The sequence below is a fragment of the Roseovarius aestuarii genome, from assembly GCF_019966515.1.
Classification (GTDB): Bacteria; Pseudomonadota; Alphaproteobacteria; order Rhodobacterales; family Rhodobacteraceae; genus Roseovarius; species Roseovarius aestuarii.
In genome coordinates this window covers 103,384-123,119 of sequence record NZ_JAIMIB010000016.1, presented here as the reverse complement: position 1 = coordinate 123,119, position 19,736 = coordinate 103,384, and the positions used below count along the sequence as shown (strand labels likewise).

General features: G+C 58.6%; 22 protein-coding genes. 10 read left to right on the top strand and 12 right to left on the bottom strand.

From position 1 onward, the window contains the following. Positions 1–10: 10 nt before the first annotated feature. The 10 genes from LC334_RS17580 to LC334_RS17535 form a co-directional block, all read right to left on the bottom strand. On the bottom strand, positions 11–1,294 hold the full coding sequence (locus LC334_RS17580) for a TRAP transporter large permease (RefSeq protein ID WP_085801512.1): 1,284 nt from the start codon (positions 1,292–1,294) through the stop codon (positions 11–13). 3 nt (positions 1,295–1,297) lie between these two features. Further along, entirely contained in the window at positions 1,298–1,861 is a 564-nt protein-coding gene (locus LC334_RS17575) for a TRAP transporter small permease subunit (protein WP_085801513.1), read from the bottom strand. Positions 1,862–1,926: 65 nt separating this feature from the next. Continuing rightward, entirely contained in the window at positions 1,927–2,964 is a 1,038-nt protein-coding gene (locus LC334_RS17570) for a TRAP transporter substrate-binding protein (RefSeq protein ID WP_085801514.1), read from the bottom strand. After that, complete coding sequence (locus LC334_RS17565) at positions 2,961–3,800, bottom strand: putative hydro-lyase (protein WP_085801515.1); 840 nt, start codon at positions 3,798–3,800, stop codon at positions 2,961–2,963. The genes LC334_RS17570 and LC334_RS17565 overlap by 4 nt, the downstream gene beginning before the upstream one ends. Before the next feature lie 74 nt (positions 3,801–3,874). Further along, a complete protein-coding gene (locus tag LC334_RS17560; protein WP_085801516.1) occupies positions 3,875–4,774 on the bottom strand; it encodes a LysR family transcriptional regulator in 900 nt (299 codons plus the stop codon). 356 nt (positions 4,775–5,130) lie between these two features. Beyond that, positions 5,131–5,958 (bottom strand): phytanoyl-CoA dioxygenase family protein, encoded by an 828-nt coding sequence (locus tag LC334_RS17555; RefSeq protein WP_085801517.1) that lies wholly within the window; start codon positions 5,956–5,958, stop codon positions 5,131–5,133. Between the two features lie 76 nt (positions 5,959–6,034). Continuing rightward, positions 6,035–6,811: an alpha/beta fold hydrolase gene (locus LC334_RS17550; RefSeq protein WP_085801518.1), complete on the bottom strand. Its 777-nt coding sequence runs from the start codon at positions 6,809–6,811 to the stop codon at positions 6,035–6,037. Positions 6,812–6,820: 9 nt separating this feature from the next. Beyond that, positions 6,821–7,015, bottom strand: coding sequence for a 2-hydroxymuconate tautomerase (locus tag LC334_RS17545; RefSeq protein ID WP_085801519.1), 195 nt, complete (start codon positions 7,013–7,015; stop codon positions 6,821–6,823). A 12-nt stretch (positions 7,016–7,027) separates the two neighbouring features. Continuing rightward, entirely contained in the window at positions 7,028–7,516 is a 489-nt protein-coding gene (locus tag LC334_RS17540) for a flavin reductase family protein (RefSeq protein WP_085801520.1), read from the bottom strand. After that, the gene (locus LC334_RS17535; RefSeq protein WP_085801616.1) at positions 7,513–8,553 is read right to left on the bottom strand and encodes an LLM class flavin-dependent oxidoreductase; all 1,041 of its coding nucleotides are present in this window, start codon (positions 8,551–8,553) and stop codon (positions 7,513–7,515) included. Before LC334_RS17535 ends, LC334_RS17540 begins: the two co-directional genes overlap by 4 nt. A 100-nt stretch (positions 8,554–8,653) precedes the next feature. Here LC334_RS17535 and LC334_RS17530 point away from each other — a divergent pair, with 100 nt between their 5' ends. The 7 genes from LC334_RS17530 (at position 8,654) to LC334_RS17500 (ending at position 14,093) form a co-directional block, all read left to right on the top strand. Then, positions 8,654–9,490 (top strand): LysR family transcriptional regulator, encoded by an 837-nt coding sequence (locus LC334_RS17530; protein ID WP_085801521.1) that lies wholly within the window; start codon positions 8,654–8,656, stop codon positions 9,488–9,490. Positions 9,491–9,649: 159 nt separating this feature from the next. Then, positions 9,650–10,522, top strand: coding sequence for a TIGR01459 family HAD-type hydrolase (locus LC334_RS17525; RefSeq protein WP_085801617.1), 873 nt, complete (start codon positions 9,650–9,652; stop codon positions 10,520–10,522). Between the two features lie 103 nt (positions 10,523–10,625). Further along, positions 10,626–11,069, top strand: coding sequence for a MaoC family dehydratase (locus LC334_RS17520; RefSeq protein WP_085801522.1), 444 nt, complete (start codon positions 10,626–10,628; stop codon positions 11,067–11,069). Between the two features lie 144 nt (positions 11,070–11,213). Further along, positions 11,214–11,585 (top strand): SPW repeat domain-containing protein, encoded by a 372-nt coding sequence (locus tag LC334_RS17515; RefSeq protein WP_085801523.1) that lies wholly within the window; start codon positions 11,214–11,216, stop codon positions 11,583–11,585. Positions 11,586–11,643: 58 nt separating this feature from the next. After that, positions 11,644–12,582, top strand: coding sequence for a bifunctional riboflavin kinase/FAD synthetase (locus LC334_RS17510; protein ID WP_085801524.1), 939 nt, complete (start codon positions 11,644–11,646; stop codon positions 12,580–12,582). After that, complete coding sequence (locus tag LC334_RS17505; RefSeq protein ID WP_085801525.1) at positions 12,579–13,049, top strand: YcgN family cysteine cluster protein; 471 nt, start codon at positions 12,579–12,581, stop codon at positions 13,047–13,049. Before LC334_RS17510 ends, LC334_RS17505 begins: the two co-directional genes overlap by 4 nt. Beyond that, entirely contained in the window at positions 13,050–14,093 is a 1,044-nt protein-coding gene (locus LC334_RS17500) for a threonine aldolase family protein (protein WP_085801526.1), read from the top strand. Positions 14,094–14,113: 20 nt separating this feature from the next. Here the strand turns inward: LC334_RS17500 and LC334_RS17495 are convergent, their stop codons facing one another. Then, positions 14,114–15,742, bottom strand: coding sequence for an AMP-binding protein (locus LC334_RS17495; RefSeq protein ID WP_085801527.1), 1,629 nt, complete (start codon positions 15,740–15,742; stop codon positions 14,114–14,116). Positions 15,743–16,167: 425 nt separating this feature from the next. Here LC334_RS17495 and LC334_RS17490 point away from each other — a divergent pair, with 425 nt between their 5' ends. Together LC334_RS17490 and LC334_RS17485 are read left to right on the top strand one after the other, a co-directional pair. After that, complete coding sequence (locus LC334_RS17490) at positions 16,168–16,815, top strand: sulfotransferase family 2 domain-containing protein (protein ID WP_085801528.1); 648 nt, start codon at positions 16,168–16,170, stop codon at positions 16,813–16,815. Between the two features lie 207 nt (positions 16,816–17,022). Then, positions 17,023–17,697: a Hint domain-containing protein gene (locus LC334_RS17485; protein WP_085801529.1), complete on the top strand. Its 675-nt coding sequence runs from the start codon at positions 17,023–17,025 to the stop codon at positions 17,695–17,697. A gap of 103 nt (positions 17,698–17,800) precedes the next feature. Here LC334_RS17485 and LC334_RS17480 read toward each other — a convergent pair whose 3' ends face one another. Continuing rightward, positions 17,801–18,820, bottom strand: coding sequence for a ribose-phosphate pyrophosphokinase (locus tag LC334_RS17480; RefSeq protein WP_085801530.1), 1,020 nt, complete (start codon positions 18,818–18,820; stop codon positions 17,801–17,803). A 107-nt stretch (positions 18,821–18,927) separates the two neighbouring features. Between LC334_RS17480 and LC334_RS17475 the strand changes: the two genes are divergently transcribed. After that, positions 18,928–19,527: a 2-hydroxychromene-2-carboxylate isomerase gene (locus tag LC334_RS17475; protein ID WP_085801531.1), complete on the top strand. Its 600-nt coding sequence runs from the start codon at positions 18,928–18,930 to the stop codon at positions 19,525–19,527. The last annotated feature ends 209 nt before the right edge of the window (positions 19,528–19,736 follow it).

Genomic DNA, 19,736 nt, shown 5'->3' with positions numbered 1-19,736 from the left:
GCTTTCCCCCTCAGTAAAACAGCGATGGCAGCCAGAGCGCCAGACCCGGGAAGATCAGCAGCAGCGCCAGCATCACGAACATGGTCAGCACGAAGGGCAGCGCGCCCTTCATCACGTCCATCATAACGCCGGTCTTGCGCAGCCCTTGCACCACGTAGAGGTTGATGCCGATGGGCGGGGTGATCAGCGCAGTCTCTAGCAGCACCATCAGCAGGATGCCGAACCAGACCGGATCAAAGCCAAGCGCCACGACGATGGGTGTCACCAACGGCGCCATGGTCAGCAGCATCGACAGCGTCTCCATGAAACAGCCGATGACCACCAGCACCAGCACGATCATCAGCATCGTCCCCATCGGTGACCAGCCCAGCCCGGTGACAAAATCGGTCAGCGCCTGCGTGAGCCCGATGATCGACAGCACGAAGTTCAGGAACACGGCGGCGATGATGATCAGCATGATCATGGCGGTCGTGCGCATCGTGCCTTCGATCGCCAGCCGCATCATGTCGATGCTCATCTTGCCATTGAACGCGGCCAGCGCCATCGCGGCGACGACGCCGAGCGATGCGGCCTCGGTCGGGGTGGCGATGCCCGCATAGATCGAGCCGACGACCACCATGAAGATGCCAAGCGGCGGGATAAGCGCGGGTAAGGCGCGCAGCCGCTCCCCCCAGGAATAGTGTAGCCGCTCACCACCCCAGCCGGGGCGCAGGGTGCAGGCGATGACCACCGTCACGATGAAAAGCGCGGCGAGCAGGAAACCCGGGATGAAGCCCGCGAGGTAAAGCTCGGGCACCGAAGTGTTGGTCAGAAGGCCGTAAAGGATAAGGTTGATCGAGGGCGGGATGAGGATGCCCAGCGTGCCCCCTGCCGCGATCGTGCCCAGAAACAGCGGCTCGTTATAGCCGCGCTTGGCGATCTGCGGGATGGCGACCGTGCCGATGGTGGCGGCGGTGGCCACGGACGAGCCGGACGTGGCGGCAAACAGCGCCGATGAGCCGATATTGGAATGCATCAGTCCGCCCGGCAGCCAGCCCAGCCATTTGACGATACCGTCATACATCCGCTCGGTGATGCCGGCGCGCAGCAGGATCTCGCCCAGCATGACGAACATCGGAATCGCGACCAGCAGGAAATCGGTGCTGGTTTGCCAGGCCATGTCGGAGATGGCACGGTGCAGCGGCATCGGACTGTCGGTCCATTGCAGGATCAGGCCCAGCCAGCCCAGAGCGGCGGCGATGGGAACCGCCAGACCGATGAGGCCCAGCAGGATGAGAAGCGTTTTGATCAGCATGGCTCAGACACTCTCGTCTTTGATCTGTTCGTCGATCGATTTGACGCCGATCAGGTCCTGCACACCGGCATGATCACCGGCAAAAAGCCGCTTGACCGCGACCAGCCCCAGAAGCATGCCGGTCGCCACGAAGAGGATCCAGCCGATCAGCCAGGGGATCTGCGGGATCGCCAGCGGCACCCGCATCGGCGTGATCGAGCGCGAGCCGTGCTCGATGGTATCGCCCACCATGGACCAGACCATGGTGACAACGACCAGCGCAAATCCGATCAGAAGCGCAAGACCCAGCAGGTTGACCAGCGGGTGCAGCTTGTGCGGGATCACCCCCATCAGCGCATCGACGCGGATATGGGCACGCTCGAACAGGGCGAAGCTGAGGGCGAATGCGGTGGCGACACCAAACGCATAGCCCGAGATTTCATCGGCCCCGCCTAGAGAGACATTGAAAATCTTGCGCAGGATGATCTCGAGCGTGACCAGGAAAGCCGAGAGGACGATGAGCGTCCCGCCTGCCCAGGTCAGCCAGAGGCTGAGTTTGCGGGTTCCGGTGAGTAGCGATTCAAGCATGGGTCTGCCCCTTTCGGATGCAATAAGGGCGGCCGGTTCGTTCAGGCCGCCCTGTCGAGGTCAGGTCATTCGGCGGTGGCAGTCAGGCCCAGCACCTTGCCGACGGTCTCGTTCCAGTTCGCCGCGCAATCGGCGCCGCAGCGCTCTGCCCAGCGGGCCAGCACGACATCCGTGGCGATCTTGTCGCGCAGCGCCAGATCTTCCTCGGAGGGTTCAACCAGTTTCATGCCGCCCGGCTCGCCGATGGCACATTCACCGCCGGTGATGCAGGAAATCGCAACCTCATCCTCGGTCGCGGTCTCCGCCCACATCCGGTCAGTCAGCGCGTCGATTTCGGTCTTGAACAGCGCCTGCTGGTCTTCGGACATCGAATTCCACTTGTCCATGTTCATCGCACCAAAGGCGAGGCCCCAGCCGACGCGCAGCGTATAGGCATGGGTCGCAACCTGCTGCCAGTTGGCGGTATAGGCCGACATCGTGCCGGTGATGCCGCAGTCAACCACGCCCTTTTCCAGCGCCGGGATCACTTCGGAGAAGGCCACGGTGACGGACGTGCCGCCCGCGCCTTCGACGAAATCACCCAAGGTCGTGGCGTAGACGCGGATTTTCTTGCCGTTCAGGTCCTCGATACTGTTGACCTCGGCATTGCACCAGAGTGTCTGGCTCGGGAACGGGTAGAGCATCAGGAGCTTGGCGTTGTAGATCTCGGCAAAGGCCTTTTCCAGCGTCGGGAAATAGGCGTCGGCCACCTTGCGCTGCGTCTCGATATCCTGCGTCAGAGAGCTCAGGTCCGCGCCCTCGAAAATCGCGTTTTCGGCGGCCACATAGCCCGGCAGCCCGAAGGCAAAATCAAACACGCCGTTTTTGACAAGGCGCATGATCTCGAAGCCTTTCAGGCCAAGACCGGATTGCGACTGGATATCGCCAACGATCTGCCCGTCCGAGGCCTCGGCCAGACGTTCGTTGAAGAACGGCCCCTCGTGTTTCTGGAAATTGGTCAGGCTGGACCATGTGCCGACGGCTTTCAGCACCACCGGGTTATCGGCGAATGCAGCGCTGGCCATCAACGCCAGAGCGGCTGTAGCGGTTACGATTTTCTTCATTGTTGTTCTCCCCTGAAGACAGTGTTGCTTTGATAATTCGGTATTTCGGCGAACTCGCTGACATCGGTGATCAGCATGTTGCCGGGTTGGTGCGTGATGCAAAGCGGCAGACCCGCAGCTTCTATGGCAACCTGGGGGGTCACGCCGCAGGCCCAGAAAACCGGGACATGCCCCTCGTGTACCGGGGCAGCGTCACCCCAGTCGGGACGGTTCAGATCACTGATCCCGATGTCGGTCGGATCGCCGAAATGCACAGGCGCCCCATGCGCCAAAGGGTATTTTCTCGAAATTTCGACAGCATGCGCGACCCGGTCTTCGGGCATCATACGCATGCTTACGACCATCTTGCCGGAGAAAGGCCCGGCCGGCACAGTTTCAATACCAGACCTGAACATCGGCACGGTCTTGTTATGTTCGATGTGCCACAACGGAATGCCAGCCTGTTGCAGCGCATTTTCAAACGTGAACGAGCAACCGAGGGCGAACGCGACGAAATCATCCTGCCATAAATCGCATATATCGGTCACGGTTCGGTCAAGCACGCCATCGCGATAGATGTTATACGATGGCACATCCGTGCGGATGTCGATATCCGCGCCAAGCGTGAACATCATGGGATTACCGGTGTCTGAGACGCCGCTCAATGGACATGGTTTGGGATTGCGCTGGCAGAACCGCATGAAATCAAGCGCATGCGATTGCGGCATGATCGCTAGATTGGCCTGGAGCATGCCGGTGCCCAGACCTGCAGTATGAGACGTGTATTCACCCCGGCGAATAGCATGACGCAGTGACACGACAGTGCTGTCTTTGAGGCTTTCGTAGGTAATCGTCAAAGTGGCATCTCCCTGACAGGGACATTGCCGCGCACTTAATATAAAATCAAATCGAAAGAATTTGTATATTGCTATCAGAAATTTTTATCACCATCGTATTCGATAGCGACATTCCGGGCAATTTGTGCCGCAGTTTCAACCATATGACTTTTGGGTTCTCCCAGATACGAGGCGGTGAATGTCAGCGGATTTGGCACCCAGCCGGGATCGAACTCGCGAATTTTTCCCGCATCGACATAATCTTGCCCCAGGGCACGGGGCAAAGCTGCGACACCCAGATTGGCCTCGACCAGCCGAAAACAGGCCGAAAGCGACGAGGATGAGAACATCGAAAAACCCGGCCCAACGCGTTCATAGAGCATGTCCTTGAGTTCACGGTGAGGGCGGGTATTGCGAGCATATGTCAGAATCGGACGGGTCAGGCAATCACGCGCGTCGGCATCTGCAGGAGCATCAGCGGCGGTGTACCAAGCCATATCAAATCCAGGCAGATCAATGTTGTCGACCGAATAATCTGACACCGGCCCCAGCAGAATGGCCAGATCAATCTCGCGGTTCAGAAGTCCGGCGCGCAGGTTGACCGAAATATCGACGTTGAACTCAATCTCCAGCTTCGGGTAGAGCCCGTGCAGGCGCGAGATAAGCTCGGGTAGCCAGCATTGAGCAATAGTCTCAGACACACCAAGACTTAGATGCCCTTCGATACCCTCGGGGTCGATCACCTCTTTCTGAACCAGATCCGCCAGATGTTCGAACTGCTCCGCATAAGTCAGCAACCGCTCCCCGCGTTTGGTCAATGTCATGCCTGCAGCGCTTCGATCAAATAACTCGCAGCTCAGGGTCTCCTCGAGGTTCTTTAACCTTGCCGAGACGGCTGGCTGTGTCAGGTTCAATCCAATCGACGCCTTGCGGACCCCCCCGAGCCTCACCACACACAGAAAAGTTCTCAACTGTTCGAAGTTCAATTTCGTCATGGCCCCCCTTCCAAACGTGATAACGCCTGTTATTCAGACGGTCGAAAAGCCAACTTCAAGCCGCGCATGTATCAGCTTTCCGCCCCCTGCGCTAACCTTAATACAATGCACAGTTTGCTAGCTTCGGAACAAGAGGCATGAGCGCCCGCTTAGTCTCGCCCTACCCGGTAGGTTTATGACCTAATACCAAAGGCAATGGAGCATTTTCGGACCTGAGGTATTGCCACAAGGCCATTGCAAACCGATCTCGGACCAACTCAGTGCGTCGGCCTGTGGCGGGCGCTGCCACGTCTCTACGTCTGAGATGGATCGTCGATGTAGTGCCATCTCATTCGTCGGTTACTTTCGCCGGTGTGTCAGAAATCACGGCGCTTCTGGGCGCCGTGATAGAGGATGTCGGACCAAGTCTCATTCACCTTGTCACGCAGGGCCAGATCCTCGGGTGCCATGTCTTCTGATGGCCGTCCCGCGCGCATGAAATTGCCATGCGGATCTTCCCCGCGCACAAGCTGCGCATAGGTTGGTACGATCGTCTGTTCCACATGCGGCGGCATATAGGGTTGGATGACAAACCCGATACGCCGGTCATCACTGCGGTTGGGCTGTGAACTGTGGATCACCCGGGCGCTGTGAAAAGACGTCTGACCGGGCCTGAGCGGTGTCGATACCGCCTTGCTTTCATCCACATCCGCCACCTCCTGCCCGCGGGTCAGGATGTTGTCCTCGCCAAAAGTGTCATCATGGGCCTGCAATTCCTTGTGGCTGCCGGGGATCATGCGCATGCAGCCGCTCTCATCATTGGCCTCGGACAATGCCACCCAAGCGGTGATGCCGGCATGCGGTTCAAGCCCCATGTAACGTGCATCCTGATGCCAGCTGACAAAGCCCGGATCATGCGGTTCCTTGATGAACAGCACGGTGCCGTAGTTCAAGATGTTCGGCCCCACCAGATCTTCGGCGGCATCTACAAGTGTGGGATTATGCACGATCTCATCAAGGCACATCAGGTTCAGATGGGCGTTATTGCGGGCGGCACCAATAAAGGCGTCCGGCCATTTCGCCTCGGCCTCTTCCAACGCGTTCCGCAACCGCGCGGCCTCTTCTTCGGTGAAAATATCAACCGGCGCGACAAAACCGTCCCGGTGAAAAGCGTCAATCTGTATATCCGTAAGGGTTTTTCCCATGATCCGCTCCGCTTCGTTAATCGCCACAGGATCATTTGAGGATCGGATCAGCTGCCCGTCTATTCCAAAAACGTCATCAGGGCAGCGCGTTTATGAACCGTACCAGATGCGCCGCCACCTGATCGCCCGCCTCAAGCAGGAGCGAGTGTTTCAGATCAGGCAGGATCATCAGTTCGGAATTCGGCAGGGCCGCGTCAATCTGACGGTTCAGACGGGGGTTACACCCGCCATCGTTCTCGCCGGTCAGCACGAGTGATGGCGCGGTCACCTCGTGCAACCAGGGCGCCATTTCCGTGCCCGCATAGATGCGGAACACATTCAGAAAAACATCCGGATCGGTGTCGACCACCTGTTTCAGCCGCCGTTCAACCACGTCACCGTGTGCGACAATGAACCCGTCGGTGAACCAGCGATCCGTCAATGTGCTCAGCACCTGCGGAATGCCCTTTTCCTCCATCGCGCGCACCACGCCCCAGACCTTGGCGCTGTCGTCTTCGGTGCGGAAGGCGGCGGTGGACAGCAGACCAAGCGATTTCACCCTCTCCGGGTATTTCAGCGCATAAGCCGGGCCGATCATGCCACCCAGTGAATGGCCCGCGAAATGGGCGCTCTCAAACCCTGTCTGTTCCCGAACCCGCTCAAGATCATTCACCATTTCATCAAGACCAAACTCACCCCTGGGCATGGGGGATGCGCCATGCCCGCGCAAGTCATAGGTAATCACCGTGAAATGCGGCGTCAGCACCGGCAGCGCCTTGGCCCAGGTATTGCGCGCGGCCCCGATGCCGTGGATCAGGAAAAGCGGCGGACCGTCGCCCTGAACTGTGTATTCACACTCGATCACGTCACGCATGGCTGGCCTCTAGTCCGGAAACTTATCTGAGCTTAGCTGCCCACCCGATCCCCAGTCGGATTTGTCGACATCGGTGATCACCACCTGCACGCTGTCGGGATTGCCGCCAGCAGCACCAATAAATGCATCAGTCAGATCACGCACCAGCGCGCGCTTCTGCTCGATGCTACGGCCCGTGAACATTTCAACCCGGATAATTGGCATCGCAAGTCTCTCCTAGTCCGATTTCGGACGCACCACATGAAAGGCGCCGCTCATATAGGTCAGGGGCTGTTCGCCCGCGTCGGAAATACCGGTGACATCACCGATGCAGATCGCGTGGCTCCCATGAATGACCGTCCGGTTCAGCGAGCACGCAAAGGATGTCGCTTTCGGCAGGATCGGGCCTTCGTCGGTATTGGTAATCTCAAGCCCCTCGAACCGGTTCGGCCTTGTCTGATCCAGCGCTCCGGCAAAGCGGTTGGCCAGTTCCTCGGCATCTTCACTCAGGATATTAACGCAGAAAACGCCATTATCCTTGACCGCCTGCGCTATCCGGCTGTCGGCCTTGAGGCAGACCAGCACCGAGGGCGGATCAGCGCTGAGCGACGAAAATGCGCTGACCGTCGCACCAGATTGCCCGGCAGGGCCATCGGTGGTGACCACAGTCACAGTCGAGGCGACCTTACGCATGGCGGTGATAAAGGCTTGCCGTGCCAGTTTCATTGCGCCGCCTCCGTCGCGATCGGTCGACCGGTGAAATGCGGCATCACCTCTTCGGCAAAACACTGGATCGCGTCCAGCGTTTCCGAGGCTTCGAGACCAAAGTTCATGTTCAGAATGACCCGATCAATGCCCAGCTCGGCATAAGGGCCCAGCTTATCGATCATCTCTTGCGGGGTACAAATCAAAAGGCTCTCTCCCAGCTCTTCCACGGTCTGATCGCGTGGCAGTTCCCTTACCATACCGTTATCCACGATCCCTGGGCCGGTAAAGACATTATCAAAGCGGCTGTAATAGCGATACGCGGCCTCGATCTTACGTTGGCGCTCAGCGGAACTGTGGGCCATATGCGCCACGCGGCTGAGCGTCAGCGTCAGATGCGCGCCGCCGTCGCCCATCTCTTGCTTAGCCCGTTTGAAGCCTCCGACCTGGTCGAGAAGCAATTGATGATTGCCTGACAGCGGCGTAGTCTGAATGTGAAACCCGCGTTTGGTGCAGTGATAAATTCCTTCCGGGTTCATCACCGCCATCATCATTTGGATTGACCGCAACGGGCGCGGCATGATGGTCAGCGGCTCGAACTGGTAATATGTGCCGTCCCAGCTGACCTCTTCTTCAGTCAAAAGCGCGTGCAGTACATCAAGTGACTCATTAAACCGCGCCTGCGTTTCCTCCATCGGCACGCCCAGACGTTCCATCTCATATGCAAAGGCCCCGCGGCCCACCCCCAGCATCAGGCGTCCTTCGGTGAAGATATCGGCAACCACAACCTCGCCCGCGTAACTGCGCATGTCATGCAGCGGCAGGACGACGATCGACGTCATAATTTTGATGCGGCTGGTATGGGCGGCAATTTTCACCGCGAACTGCAATGGGGCCGGCATCATCAAGCAGTTGATCAGGTGATGCTCGGTGACCGATACGGCGTCGAACCCCAGCTGGTCACCCAAGACGGCCTGATCCAGCATGTCCGCATAAACCCGGTCGCCACCATAGGACTTTTCCGGGTAGTCGGCTGAAAGTTGAAGACTGAATTCCATCACATGCACTCCTATCGCACGCGCAAGATGCCAGAAAACCATAAATCATGAAAACGTATTTAATCTATTCATAGCATCAAAAATTCTGCATTATCTTTCCATGAATATCGCTGCAATCCAAACCTTCCTCACGGTCATCCGCACCGGCAATCTCAACCGGGCGGCGGAACAGATGAACATCACCCAATCCGCTGTCACCGCCCGGCTCGACGCGCTGGAACAGGCGCTTGGGGCCAGGTTGCTGGTACGTTCTCGCAAAGGTGCCAGCCTGACCAAACCCGGCTTTGCCTTTCTCGATCAGGCCGAGGTGATCGTCCGCAGCTGGGAGAACGCCCGCGCCCGCACCAACCTGCCGCGCGGCGTCACCCGGCTGTTCAGCTTCGTCTGCCACCCATCGCTCTGGTCCGGCCTGGGTGAGGCCTGGGTCAACGATTTGCGCAACCAACAGGTAGAGACCGCGATCGAGGTCTGGGCCGGCCTTCCCGGTGACGCCACCCGCTGGCTTCAGACCGGCATGAGCGATGCCGCGCTCCTGCCCGAACCAATGGGAGAACCCGGCCTGAACAGCCGGGAATTTGCCCGCGACAGGCTGGTGCTGGTCACCACCGCCCCCGATACACCAACAGCGTGGGATCAGGACTATATCTATGTCGATTACGGACCCGATCTGCGCGCTCAGCACGCTGAAACCTGGCCCGCCGATGAAACTGCCTCGCTGTCCTTCTCCTGCCCCGACTGGGCCTTAGCACATCTGATCACCCATGGCGGCACCGCCTACCTACCCGCGCGGATGCTCGCGGAAGGAACGGCAGGCGCCCGGCTCTACCGGGTCGACGGAGCGCCTGAATTCACCCACCTCAGCTATCTCAGCTGGCGCGCTTCCTCCGAACCTGCCTTTCCCTGGCTCGCCGCACCGCAGCCGCAGCATATGGCGTGAACGCGCTTGGCACAGGCGAAAGAGGGCGGATGCTTCCGGCGGGTGTTTTTTGCAAGATGAGAGCGGCGCCCCTCTTGATCTTGCCACAGGTACACGTGGATTTGGCGGCGCGCCCCATGGCTCTGGCAAATCCGCGACCGGCCTGCCATAGATATGGCCATGACCCAGATCATTCAGTCCCTCTCGGAAATCTCCAGCCGCTATGAAGCACTTTATGTCGATCTCTGGGGCTGTGTGCATAATGGCATCACCCCGTTTCCCGGCGCGGTCTCCGCGTTGCAGGCATACCGTGCGATGGGTGGTAAAGTGGTGCTGGTGACGAACTCACCCCGCGCGCGCGACCGGGTCGAAACCCAACTGGGCCAGATTGGTGTCCCTACCGATTGCTGGGACACCATCGCCACCTCCGGTGACAGTGCCCGCGCCGCCATGTTCCGAGGCGTCGTAGGCGAAAAGGTCTGGTTCGTTGGCCACGAGGGTGACCGCAAGATTTTCGAACCGATCGGAATCGTCGAAAACCCCGTCAACGTCACCCCTGTCCCTCTGGACGAGGCCGAAGGCATCGTCTGCTCAGGCCCGTTCGATGCCAAAGCCGACCCTTCCGTGATGCGCCCGGAATTTCTCTATGCCAAGCAAAAAGGGCTCAAACTCCTGTGCGCCAATCCCGACATCATCGTCGACCGGGGCGACCATCGCGAATGGTGCGCCGGGGCGCTGGCACGGCTTTATACCGAGATGGGTGGGGAAAGCCTTTATTTCGGCAAACCGCATCCGCCGATCTACGATCTGGCCCGCCGCCGCCTGACGGCCCTGGGGAAAGACATCGATTCGGCGGCGATTCTGGCGATCGGCGACGGGATATTGACCGATATCGCGGGCGCCATGGGGGAAGATATCGACAGCCTCTTTATCTCGGGTGGGCTGGCCGCCGCCGAGACCAGAACCACTCAGCAACCGGACGAAAAGGCGCTAAGAGCTTATCTTGAAAGCGAAAATAGCAATCCAACCTATACGATTGGCCATTTACGATAAAGCCAGAAAAGACTTGATTTTCTGCAACTGCAAAGTAATAAAGTTCCAACTTTTGACGTTGGCGCATTAGAAAGTTTCGCGCCGATTCTGACTGGAGGGTCGAATGTTGGACAATATGCCCCGCGGAACCATCACTATCGAAGAGATCGAGATGGGCATGACACGGTCTCTGAGAAAGGTCGTGACCGATCAGGATATTGAGATGTTTGCCGAAATTTCAACCGACCACAATCCGGTGCACCTGGATGATGATTACGCGCGCGACACAATTTTCGAGGGTCGGATCGCCCACGGCATGCTAACCGCCGGGCTGATTTCGGCGGTTATCGGCGAGCAACTCCCCGGCCACGGCACCGTCTACATGGGTCAGACGCTGAAATTCCTTGCACCGGTGCGCCCGGGCGACATGGTCGAGGCCGAGGTCGAAGTGATCGGTATCGACCACGCCAAACGCCGTGTGCAGCTGGATTGCCGCTGTATGGTGGGAGGTAAAAAGGTGCTGATCGGTGAAGCGACAGTTCTGGCACCCTCGGGCAAGTTCGACTGACCCCACCGCCATTTAGAGAGGTGAATTCGATATGCAGATTGCTCTTTGAACGATCTGCATGTTTTTTTAAATATCTCGCCATTAATCGTACCGCACGAATGGCCTATCTGTTTGTCACCTTGATCGACAACACAGGAGGCTACCGTGCCCATCAAATTCGTCACCAGAAATATTCACGCTTATCTTGACTATCCCGTCGCCCTCGCCCTGATCGGCCTGCCCTTTCTTCTGGGCCTTGGTGCCAGCAACCCGATGGCGCTTTGGCTGTCGGTCGTCACCGGCATCGCCGCCTTTCTGCTGACGGTCCTGACAGACCATCACCTGGGTATCTTACGGCTTGTGCCCTACTCGGTGCATATGGCGGTTGACCTGGTTGTCGGGCTGACCTTCCTCGCCGCGCCTTTCCTGTTTGGTTTCACCGGGCTCGACGCGGCATTCTACTGGCTTAACGGCGCGGCGGTTTGCCTTGTAATCGCATCGCATAAACCCGAAGCCACGGTCCAACCGGCCGAGTAAACCTGACTAGCGGACTAACCCGCTTGCACAGCATCGCATGGGGCGCTACCCCTGCCCCATGCGCATCATCCGTGACTACGAATACCTTGACCCGTCCGACCGCGGCGCCAGCGTGGCCATCGGTAATTTCGACGGGGTGCACATTGGCCATCGCACAGTGATCGAACTGGCACGCGAGGCGGCCACCGCCAGCAATGTGCCGCTGGGTGTTCTGACCTTTGAGCCCCATCCCAGACAGTATTTTGCGCCGGACGCACCGCCCTTTCGCCTGATGGGTCCCGAGGCGCGCGCGCATCGTCTGGAAAAACTGGGCGTTAGGCGGCTCTACGAGCTGAATTTCAATGCTGCATTGTCGGCCCTGTCGCCACGCGACTTCGTTCAGAATGTCGTCCGCGACGGGCTGGGGCTGACCCATGTGGTCGTGGGGGCGGATTTCTGTTTCGGCAAAGGCCGTGCGGGCAATGCCGCTGACTTTCAAGCTTTTGGGAAAGAAATGGGCTTTGGCGTCACCATCGCCGAATTGCTGGAAGGCGAGCAGGGGCAGGTGTCGTCCACCGCCATCCGCGCCGCTCTTAGCCAGGGCCGCCCCGGAGACGCTGCCGCCATGCTGGGCCATTGGCATCGGATCGAGGGCCCGGTCGTGGGCGGCGAACAGCGCGGACGAGAACTGGGCTATCCCACCACCAACATGTCGATCGAAGGGCTGCACCCGCCCAAATTCGGGGTCTATGCGGTGCTGCTCGATGTGCTGAGCGGACCTCACAAGGGCAGCTACCAGGGTGCGGCCAGCCTTGGCATCCGACCGATGTTCAATGGCGAGATACCCAACTTGGAGACTTTCATCTTCGATTTCTCGGGCGATCTTTACGGGGCCGATCTGTCGGTCGCGCTGGTCGAATACCTGCGCCCCGAAGAAACGTTCGATAGTCTGGAAGCCTTTATCGCGCAGATGGATGCCGATTGCGACCGCGCCCGAAAGATCCTGGCACAGACATGAAAGACCCGATCGACCGCAGCGGCTTGCGACCGCGCTTCTGGGAAACCGTCCGCCCTGACCGCATGACCCAGCAGGAATGGGAAGCGCTGTGCGACGGCTGCGGCAAATGTTGCATGAACAAGCTGGAAGACGAGGACACCGCCGAAGTGGCGCTGACCTGCGTGGCCTGTCGCCTGTTTGACGACGAAACCTGCCGCTGCACCCAATACGCGATCCGCCACCAATTTGTGCCCGAATGCGTCGTCCTAAGCCCAAAAAACATGGATCAGAACTTGTATTGGATACCCGAGACCTGCGCCTACAAGCTGATCTGGACCGGTAAGCCGCTGTTTGACTGGCACCCGCTGATAACCGGTAATCCGCAGAGCGTCTTTGACGCCGGCGTATCGATGCAGCACCGCACCCGGCCCGAATTCGAGGTAGACGAGGACGACTGGGAAGATCACATCATCGAGGAGCCCCAATAGATGTATTTTGCCTCAGACAATTGCGGCCCGGCGCATCCGGCGGTGATGCAGGCCGTTGCGGATGCCAATAACAGCTATCAGCCATCCTACGGCGCCGATGCGATGACGGACGAACTGCGCCGCCTGATCCGCGATCAGTTCGAGGCCCCCGAGGCAGCGGTTTACCTGGTCGCCACGGGCACCGCCGCGAATTCACTGGCCCTTTCGACGCTAGCGCAATCCTGGCAGACGATCTTCTGCACCCCGCTGGCCCATATCCACACGGATGAATGCAACGCGCCAGAATTCTACACCGGGGGCGCAAAACTCAGCCTTGTGGGCGAGGCCGACAAGATGACGCCCGACCAACTGGCCGCGGCGATCGAGGGCTGGACCTATGGCGACGTGCATGTATCGCAGCGCGGGCCGGTCTCGATCACGCAAGTGACCGAACAGGGCCATATCTACTCTCTGAAAGAAATCAATGCCCTGACCGGCATGGCCCGCACCTACCGTCTGCCGGTTCACATGGATGGCGCACGCTTTGCCAATGCGCTTGCGGCGCTTGGCTGCACGCCTGCCGAGATGACCTGGCGGGCGGGTATCGACGCGCTCAGCTTCGGCGGCACCAAAAATGGCTGCATGGGCGTCGAGGCAGTGATCTTCTTCGATCCGAAACACGCCTGGGAATTCGAGCTGCGCCGCAAGCGGGCGGCACATCTATTCTCCAAGCATCGGTATCTCTCGGCCCAGATGATCGGCTATCTGCGCGACAAGCTGTGGCGCGACACCGCCACGCAAGCCAATGCGGCCTGCGCCCGGCTGGTGGCTGGCCTGCGCGAGATACCCGGCGCGGTGATCACCAACACCCCGCAGGCCAACATGATCTTCGCCACCCTGCCCCGCGCGACTCACCAGCGCCTGCACGATGCCGGTGCGGCCTACGGCCTTTTTGCACCTCTAAAGGGCGACGACCCGGACGAGGCGCTGCCGATGCGACTGGTATGCGACTGGTCAATGAGCGATGATCTGATCGACCGGTTTTTGGATATTGCCCGAGGCTGACCCGGGCGTCACCGGGGCGCTTACAATTCCTGCGCCACCTTCCGCAGTTCAAATTTCTGGATCTTGCCGGTCGAAGTTTTAGGCAGTTCCTGAAACACAACGCGCTTAGGCGTTTTGAACCCGGCAAGGTTCTGGCGGCAGTATACGATCAGCGCAGCCTCATCCGTGGCGGCGTTTTTCTTGAGTTCGACAAAGGCGCAGGGCACCTCGCCCCATTTCTCGTCCGGTTTTGCGACCACGGCACAGAGCAACACATCCGGGTGCGCCATCAGCACGCCCTCGACCTCAACCGACGAGATGTTCTCTCCGCCTGAGATAATGATGTCCTTGGCGCGATCGGCAATCTTGAGATAGCCGTCGGGGTGTTGATAGGCGATGTCCCCGGAATGGAAATACCCTCCGGCAAAGGCTTCGGCGGTCGCCTCGGGGTTTTTCAGGTAACCTTTCATCACAGTGTTACCGCGGATCATGATCTCGCCTTGGGTCTCGCTATCCATCGGGATCTGGGCCATGGTCTCGGGATCCATTGAGGTGATATCCTCGGCCATCGGCATCAGCACGCCGGTGCGGGCCTTGATCGCATAACGCTCATCATCGGGCCTGTCGTCCCAGTCTCGGTGCCAGATACATTCGGTAACATGACCGTAGGTCTCGGTGAGGCCGTAGACCTGCATCACCTCAAAGCCAAGCGGTTCAATCTTGCGCAGGGTAGCGGCGGGGGGCGGCGCACCGGCAGTGAAAACCTTGACGGTATGGTCGAAATCGCGGCGATCTTCCTCATCGGCGTTGACGATGGTGTTGAGCACGATGGGCGCACCACCGAAATGGGTAACCTTTTCATCCGCGATCAGATCATAGATGCCCTTCGCGGTGACGTCGCGCAGGCAGATCACCGTTCCGCCCAGAAGTGGCATCATCCATGTGTGATTCCAGCCATTGCAATGGAACAGCGGCACAATCGTCAGGTAGCGCGGGTGCAGCACCATTTCCCAGCTGATCACCGTGCCCATTGTCATCAGGTACGCGCCGCGATGGTGGCAGACCACACCCTTGGGTCGGCCGGTGGTGCCGGATGTATAGTTGAGCGAGATGCTCTCCCATTCATCTTCTGGCATGATCCATTGATAGTCAGGATCGCCCGAAGCAAGCAGATCCTCATAAGTCATATGATCGCCAGTTGCGGGATAGCCTGCTACATCATCGGGCACTTCGATGATGATCGGCGCGGTACCTTCCATCTGTTCAATAGACGCCAGGGCAAGCGGCAGAAATTGCGTGTCGACCAGCAGGGCCTTGGCTTCGCCGTGATCAAAGATATATCCGACGGTGCCCGCCTCAAGTCTTGTGTTGATAGTGTTCAGCACAGCACCGCAGGCGGGCACGCCAAAATGCGCCTCGGCCTGGGCGGGCACATTTGGGATGATCGTGGCAACCACATCGCCCGAGGTCACGCCCAGTTTTGTCAGCCCCGAGGCCAGGCGCGTGCAGCGCTCGTAATAGTCAGCGTAGCTGCGTCTGGTGTTGCGATAAACCACCGCCTCGTATCCCGGAAAGAGATGGGCGGCGCGGCGCAGGTGTGACAGCGGTGTCAACGGTACGAAATTAGCCGCGTTCTTCTCCAACCCGGTTTCGTCATTCATCCAGCCCATTGGCCTCTCCCTGATTCTGCCCCTCGACACGGTTAATTGAGAATATTGAAAAAGAGCGCGCGATCAATTTCTAAATGTCAGACAATTAAGAGTGGAATGTCGAGATATCCTGCCGCAGGTTAGCACACGATCGAAGCGAACTGACCGCTATTGGCCGCTGAGCGGACATTGGCTCAAAGCCGCACATCCACGACGCGCGCGGGGCCGATCCGCCAGTAGTGACTGGTATCTTATCGTAGCCAAACCCGAAAAACTTCAAGTTAAGACGCCTACCTCAACGAATCGCCGCCGTGTGGGGGCGCGTCGTCGATGCGCGGCGGCCTGCGGCCTTGAGTCCGCGCTGGCGGCAAACCCGAATGGCAACTCAAGGCCAAAATTGACGAGAGTGTTTCCAATTGCCTCTGAAGCGATCTAGCCTGCCACCCATGATCATCTCGCCGGGGCGCAATTACATCTTTGTTCATATTCCCAAGACCGGTGGCACGTCACTGGCGCTGGCGCTGGAGGCGCGGGCGATGAAGGATGACATCCTGATCGGCGATACGCCGAAAGCATTGCGACGGCGCAACCGGCTGAAAGGCAAGCAGACCGCTGGGCGGCTCTGGAAACATTCGACTTTGACCGATATTGACGGCCTTGTGCCGCTGGATCAGATCACCCGCGCATTCACCTTTACGCTGGTACGAAACCCGTGGGACCGGATGGTCAGCTATTATCACTGGCTGCAGGATCAAAGCTTCGACCACCCGGCAGTAGAGCTGGCAAAAAGCCGCGACTTCAATGGTTTTCTGAACGCGCCGCAAACCAAAGCGGCACTGATCGCACAACCTTCAGATCACTACATGACCTCCAGCGACGGGCGCGAACATGCCTCGGCCTATCTGCGGCTGGAACATTTCGCGGCGGATGCGGCCCCTTTGTGGGATCATCTGGGATTCGAGCTTTCCCTACCGGCGACCAATCAATCAAAACGCGACCCGGCATACGAAAACTATTATTCAGATGCCGACCGGCAATTGATTGCAGATATCTGCGCATCGGATATCAGGCGATTCGGCTATCGATTTGGTTAAGGAAAGTCGGTCAACTCTCCTAAATTCCTGACCTATCGCAGCAAAAACGTGAACAATCTCGGATAGCAGGAGCTGATTGACCACGTGTAAGCGACATTGCCTTGATTCTGCCCGGTTCCGGCCAAAGAGCTGGCAAATGATGATCTCAAAGTAAACGGGTTAACGCCACAGTCCGGCAGCCACCGGAATTACTTGAGGAAAGCAAGAATGCTTGTAAGGAGATCGACAACAGACGGGACCACCCGTCGCGTGTCAGAGGCCACAGGTGTTCATGAAGGCGGCGCCACCGGGATGATGACGGGCCTCACGATGGCAACCAAAGTCGCCTCCTCACTAGGCTGGCGGAAGGTGGAAGGATTAACCGAAGGCGACAAAGTGCTGACCTTTGACGCCGGGATGCAACCGATCAGCAAAATAACACGCTTTCAACTTTGGGATGGTGACCGGCCGTGCCCACAGCATTTCTGGCCGCTCGAAGTGCCGGTTGGTGCCCTGGGTAACCGCGACATCATTACACTGTTGCCGGACCAAAGCGTGATGATCGAAAGCGACGCAGCGGAGGAAGTCTATGGCGACCCTTTCACTCTGATCCCGGCCGCAGCGCTGGACGGGGTGAACGGCATTCACCGGGTCAAACCTGAAGAGGAGTTCACAGTGTCCATACTCCACTTTGAACGCGATCAGGTTGTCTTTGGGAACAGCGGGGCATTATTGTTTTGTCCCTCCGCCAAAAACCTGCTGGAACATGCTTTCGACACGGCCGAGCAATCGGCCTATGTCGTCAGACCGCTGCGGGAGGCGCGTATCTTAGCAGAAGAGATACGCAACGCCACCGCGGCTGTTTGCGATGTGTCCCCGTGCCACGGCATGGTTGCCGCCTAACAGGCAGAGAATAAGGCGGCAAAAAAAGAAACCGCGCGGCTTGCATGGATGCCGCGCGGTTTTTTTATTCAAGGCAGGTATCCGGTCTGCCAGTTCCGGCGCGTTATTCAGCGGCGTAGAGACCCTCGTAGATCGGACCCAGGGTTTCGGTGTCAAAAAGTGATGAAACCGACGTGCCGTTCCAGATATTCAAGATCGCCTGGGCAAAGACCGGCGCCGTGGGCACGATGCGGATATTGGATGCCTCTGCCACGGATGTGCGCGGTTCAATGGTGTCGGTGATCACCAACGATTTCATGACCGATTTGGTCACCCGCTCTACCGCAGGGCCGGACATGACGCCGTGGGTGATGTAGGAATGCACTTCGGACGCGCCGTTATCCATCAACACTTCGGCGGCCTTGCATAGCGTCCCGGCGGTATCGACCATATCGTCCACGATCAGGCACTTCTTGCCCTTCACGTCGCCGATAACGGTCATCTCGGCCACTTCGCCGGGCTTCTCGCGGCGTTTATCGACGATGGCAAGCGGCGCGTTGATGCGTTTCGCCAGTTCGCGCGCGCGCGCCACACCACCCACATCGGGTGAGACGATCATAATATCGCTCATCGCGCCCTTGAATTGCTTCATGATGTCCAGCGCAAAGACCGGCGAGGCATAAAGGTTATCCACCGGGATATCGAAGAAGCCCTGAATTTGCGCAGCATGTAGATCCATGGTCAGAACCCGCTCAATCCCCGCCTCGACGATCATATTCGCCACCAGCTTGGCCGAAATCGGCGTCCGCGCGCGCGAGCGGCGATCCTGCCGCGCATAGCCGAAATAGGGTATCACAGCCGTGATGCGCTGCGCCGAGGAGCGCCGGAGCGCATCAGCCATGATCAGAAGTTCCATTAGATTGTCATTCGCCGGGTTCGAGGTGGGCTGGATGATGAACATATCCTCGCCGCGAACATTCTCGTAGACCTCGACAAAGATCTCACCGTCGTTGAAGCGCTCCACCCGCGTATCGCAAAGCCCGACATTGGTGCCCCGATGCATCGACATCCGTCGGGCGATAGCCTTGGCAAGCGGCATGTTGGCGTTGCCCGAAATGAGTTTGGGCTCTGGTCTGGATGGCATGTGCGGCTTCCCCAAGTGGTCTGAGATGACAGAATCGTGACATTGACTCCGCTTAGCATGTGCTTAGGGTCTGGCAAAGCTATGCCTAGGGGGGAGGAGGTAAAAAAATGCCACATGTGGATTATTATTTCTCGACATTGTCCCCGTCGGCGTATCTGGCTGGGACACGGCTGGAGGAGATATCAGCCAGACATGGTGCGGACATCACTTACAAACCGCTCGATATCATGGCGCTTTTTGCCCGTACCGGTGGGGTCCCGCTAGGCGAGCGGCATCCAAACCGGCAAGCCTACCGGGCGCAAGACATGGCCAGGCAGGCAAAACGACTTAACATGCCAATCAACGTAAAACCCGCTTTCTGGCCGCCCAATCCGGCGCCGTCTTCCTACGCAATCATCGCCGCACAGAATGTCGGCGGCGGCGATCTGGGCGCGCTCAGCCACTCTGTACTGCGCGCACTATGGGTGGAAGAGAAGAACATCGCTGACGATACGATCATTCGCGACTGCCTGAGCGCCGCAGGGTTTGACGCAGACCTCGCGGATAGCGGCCTGTTGAGTGGGGCCGAGACTTATGCCGCCAACCTGGAAGAAGCAGTGGGTGCGGGCGTCTTCGGCGCGCCGTTTTATATCGTAGATAACGGGCAGATGTTCTGGGGGCAGGACAGGCTGGATGATCTCGAAGCACATCTGTCGGGTGATCTCTGAGATTTGTCAAAGGCGCTGATACCATACTTCCGGCACAGCCCTATAATATCTCAACTAAAACCTGAAACATCTAACGCTGCCTGAAATCAAAGATTTCAATGCATTAGATGATGCCGGTATCTCAAGTTAAAATCGAAACGCTTTGGGTGTCAGATGCAGCGCTTACCCGCGGAACGCGGCGCACCGATTACATTCAACTGCATTTCCAC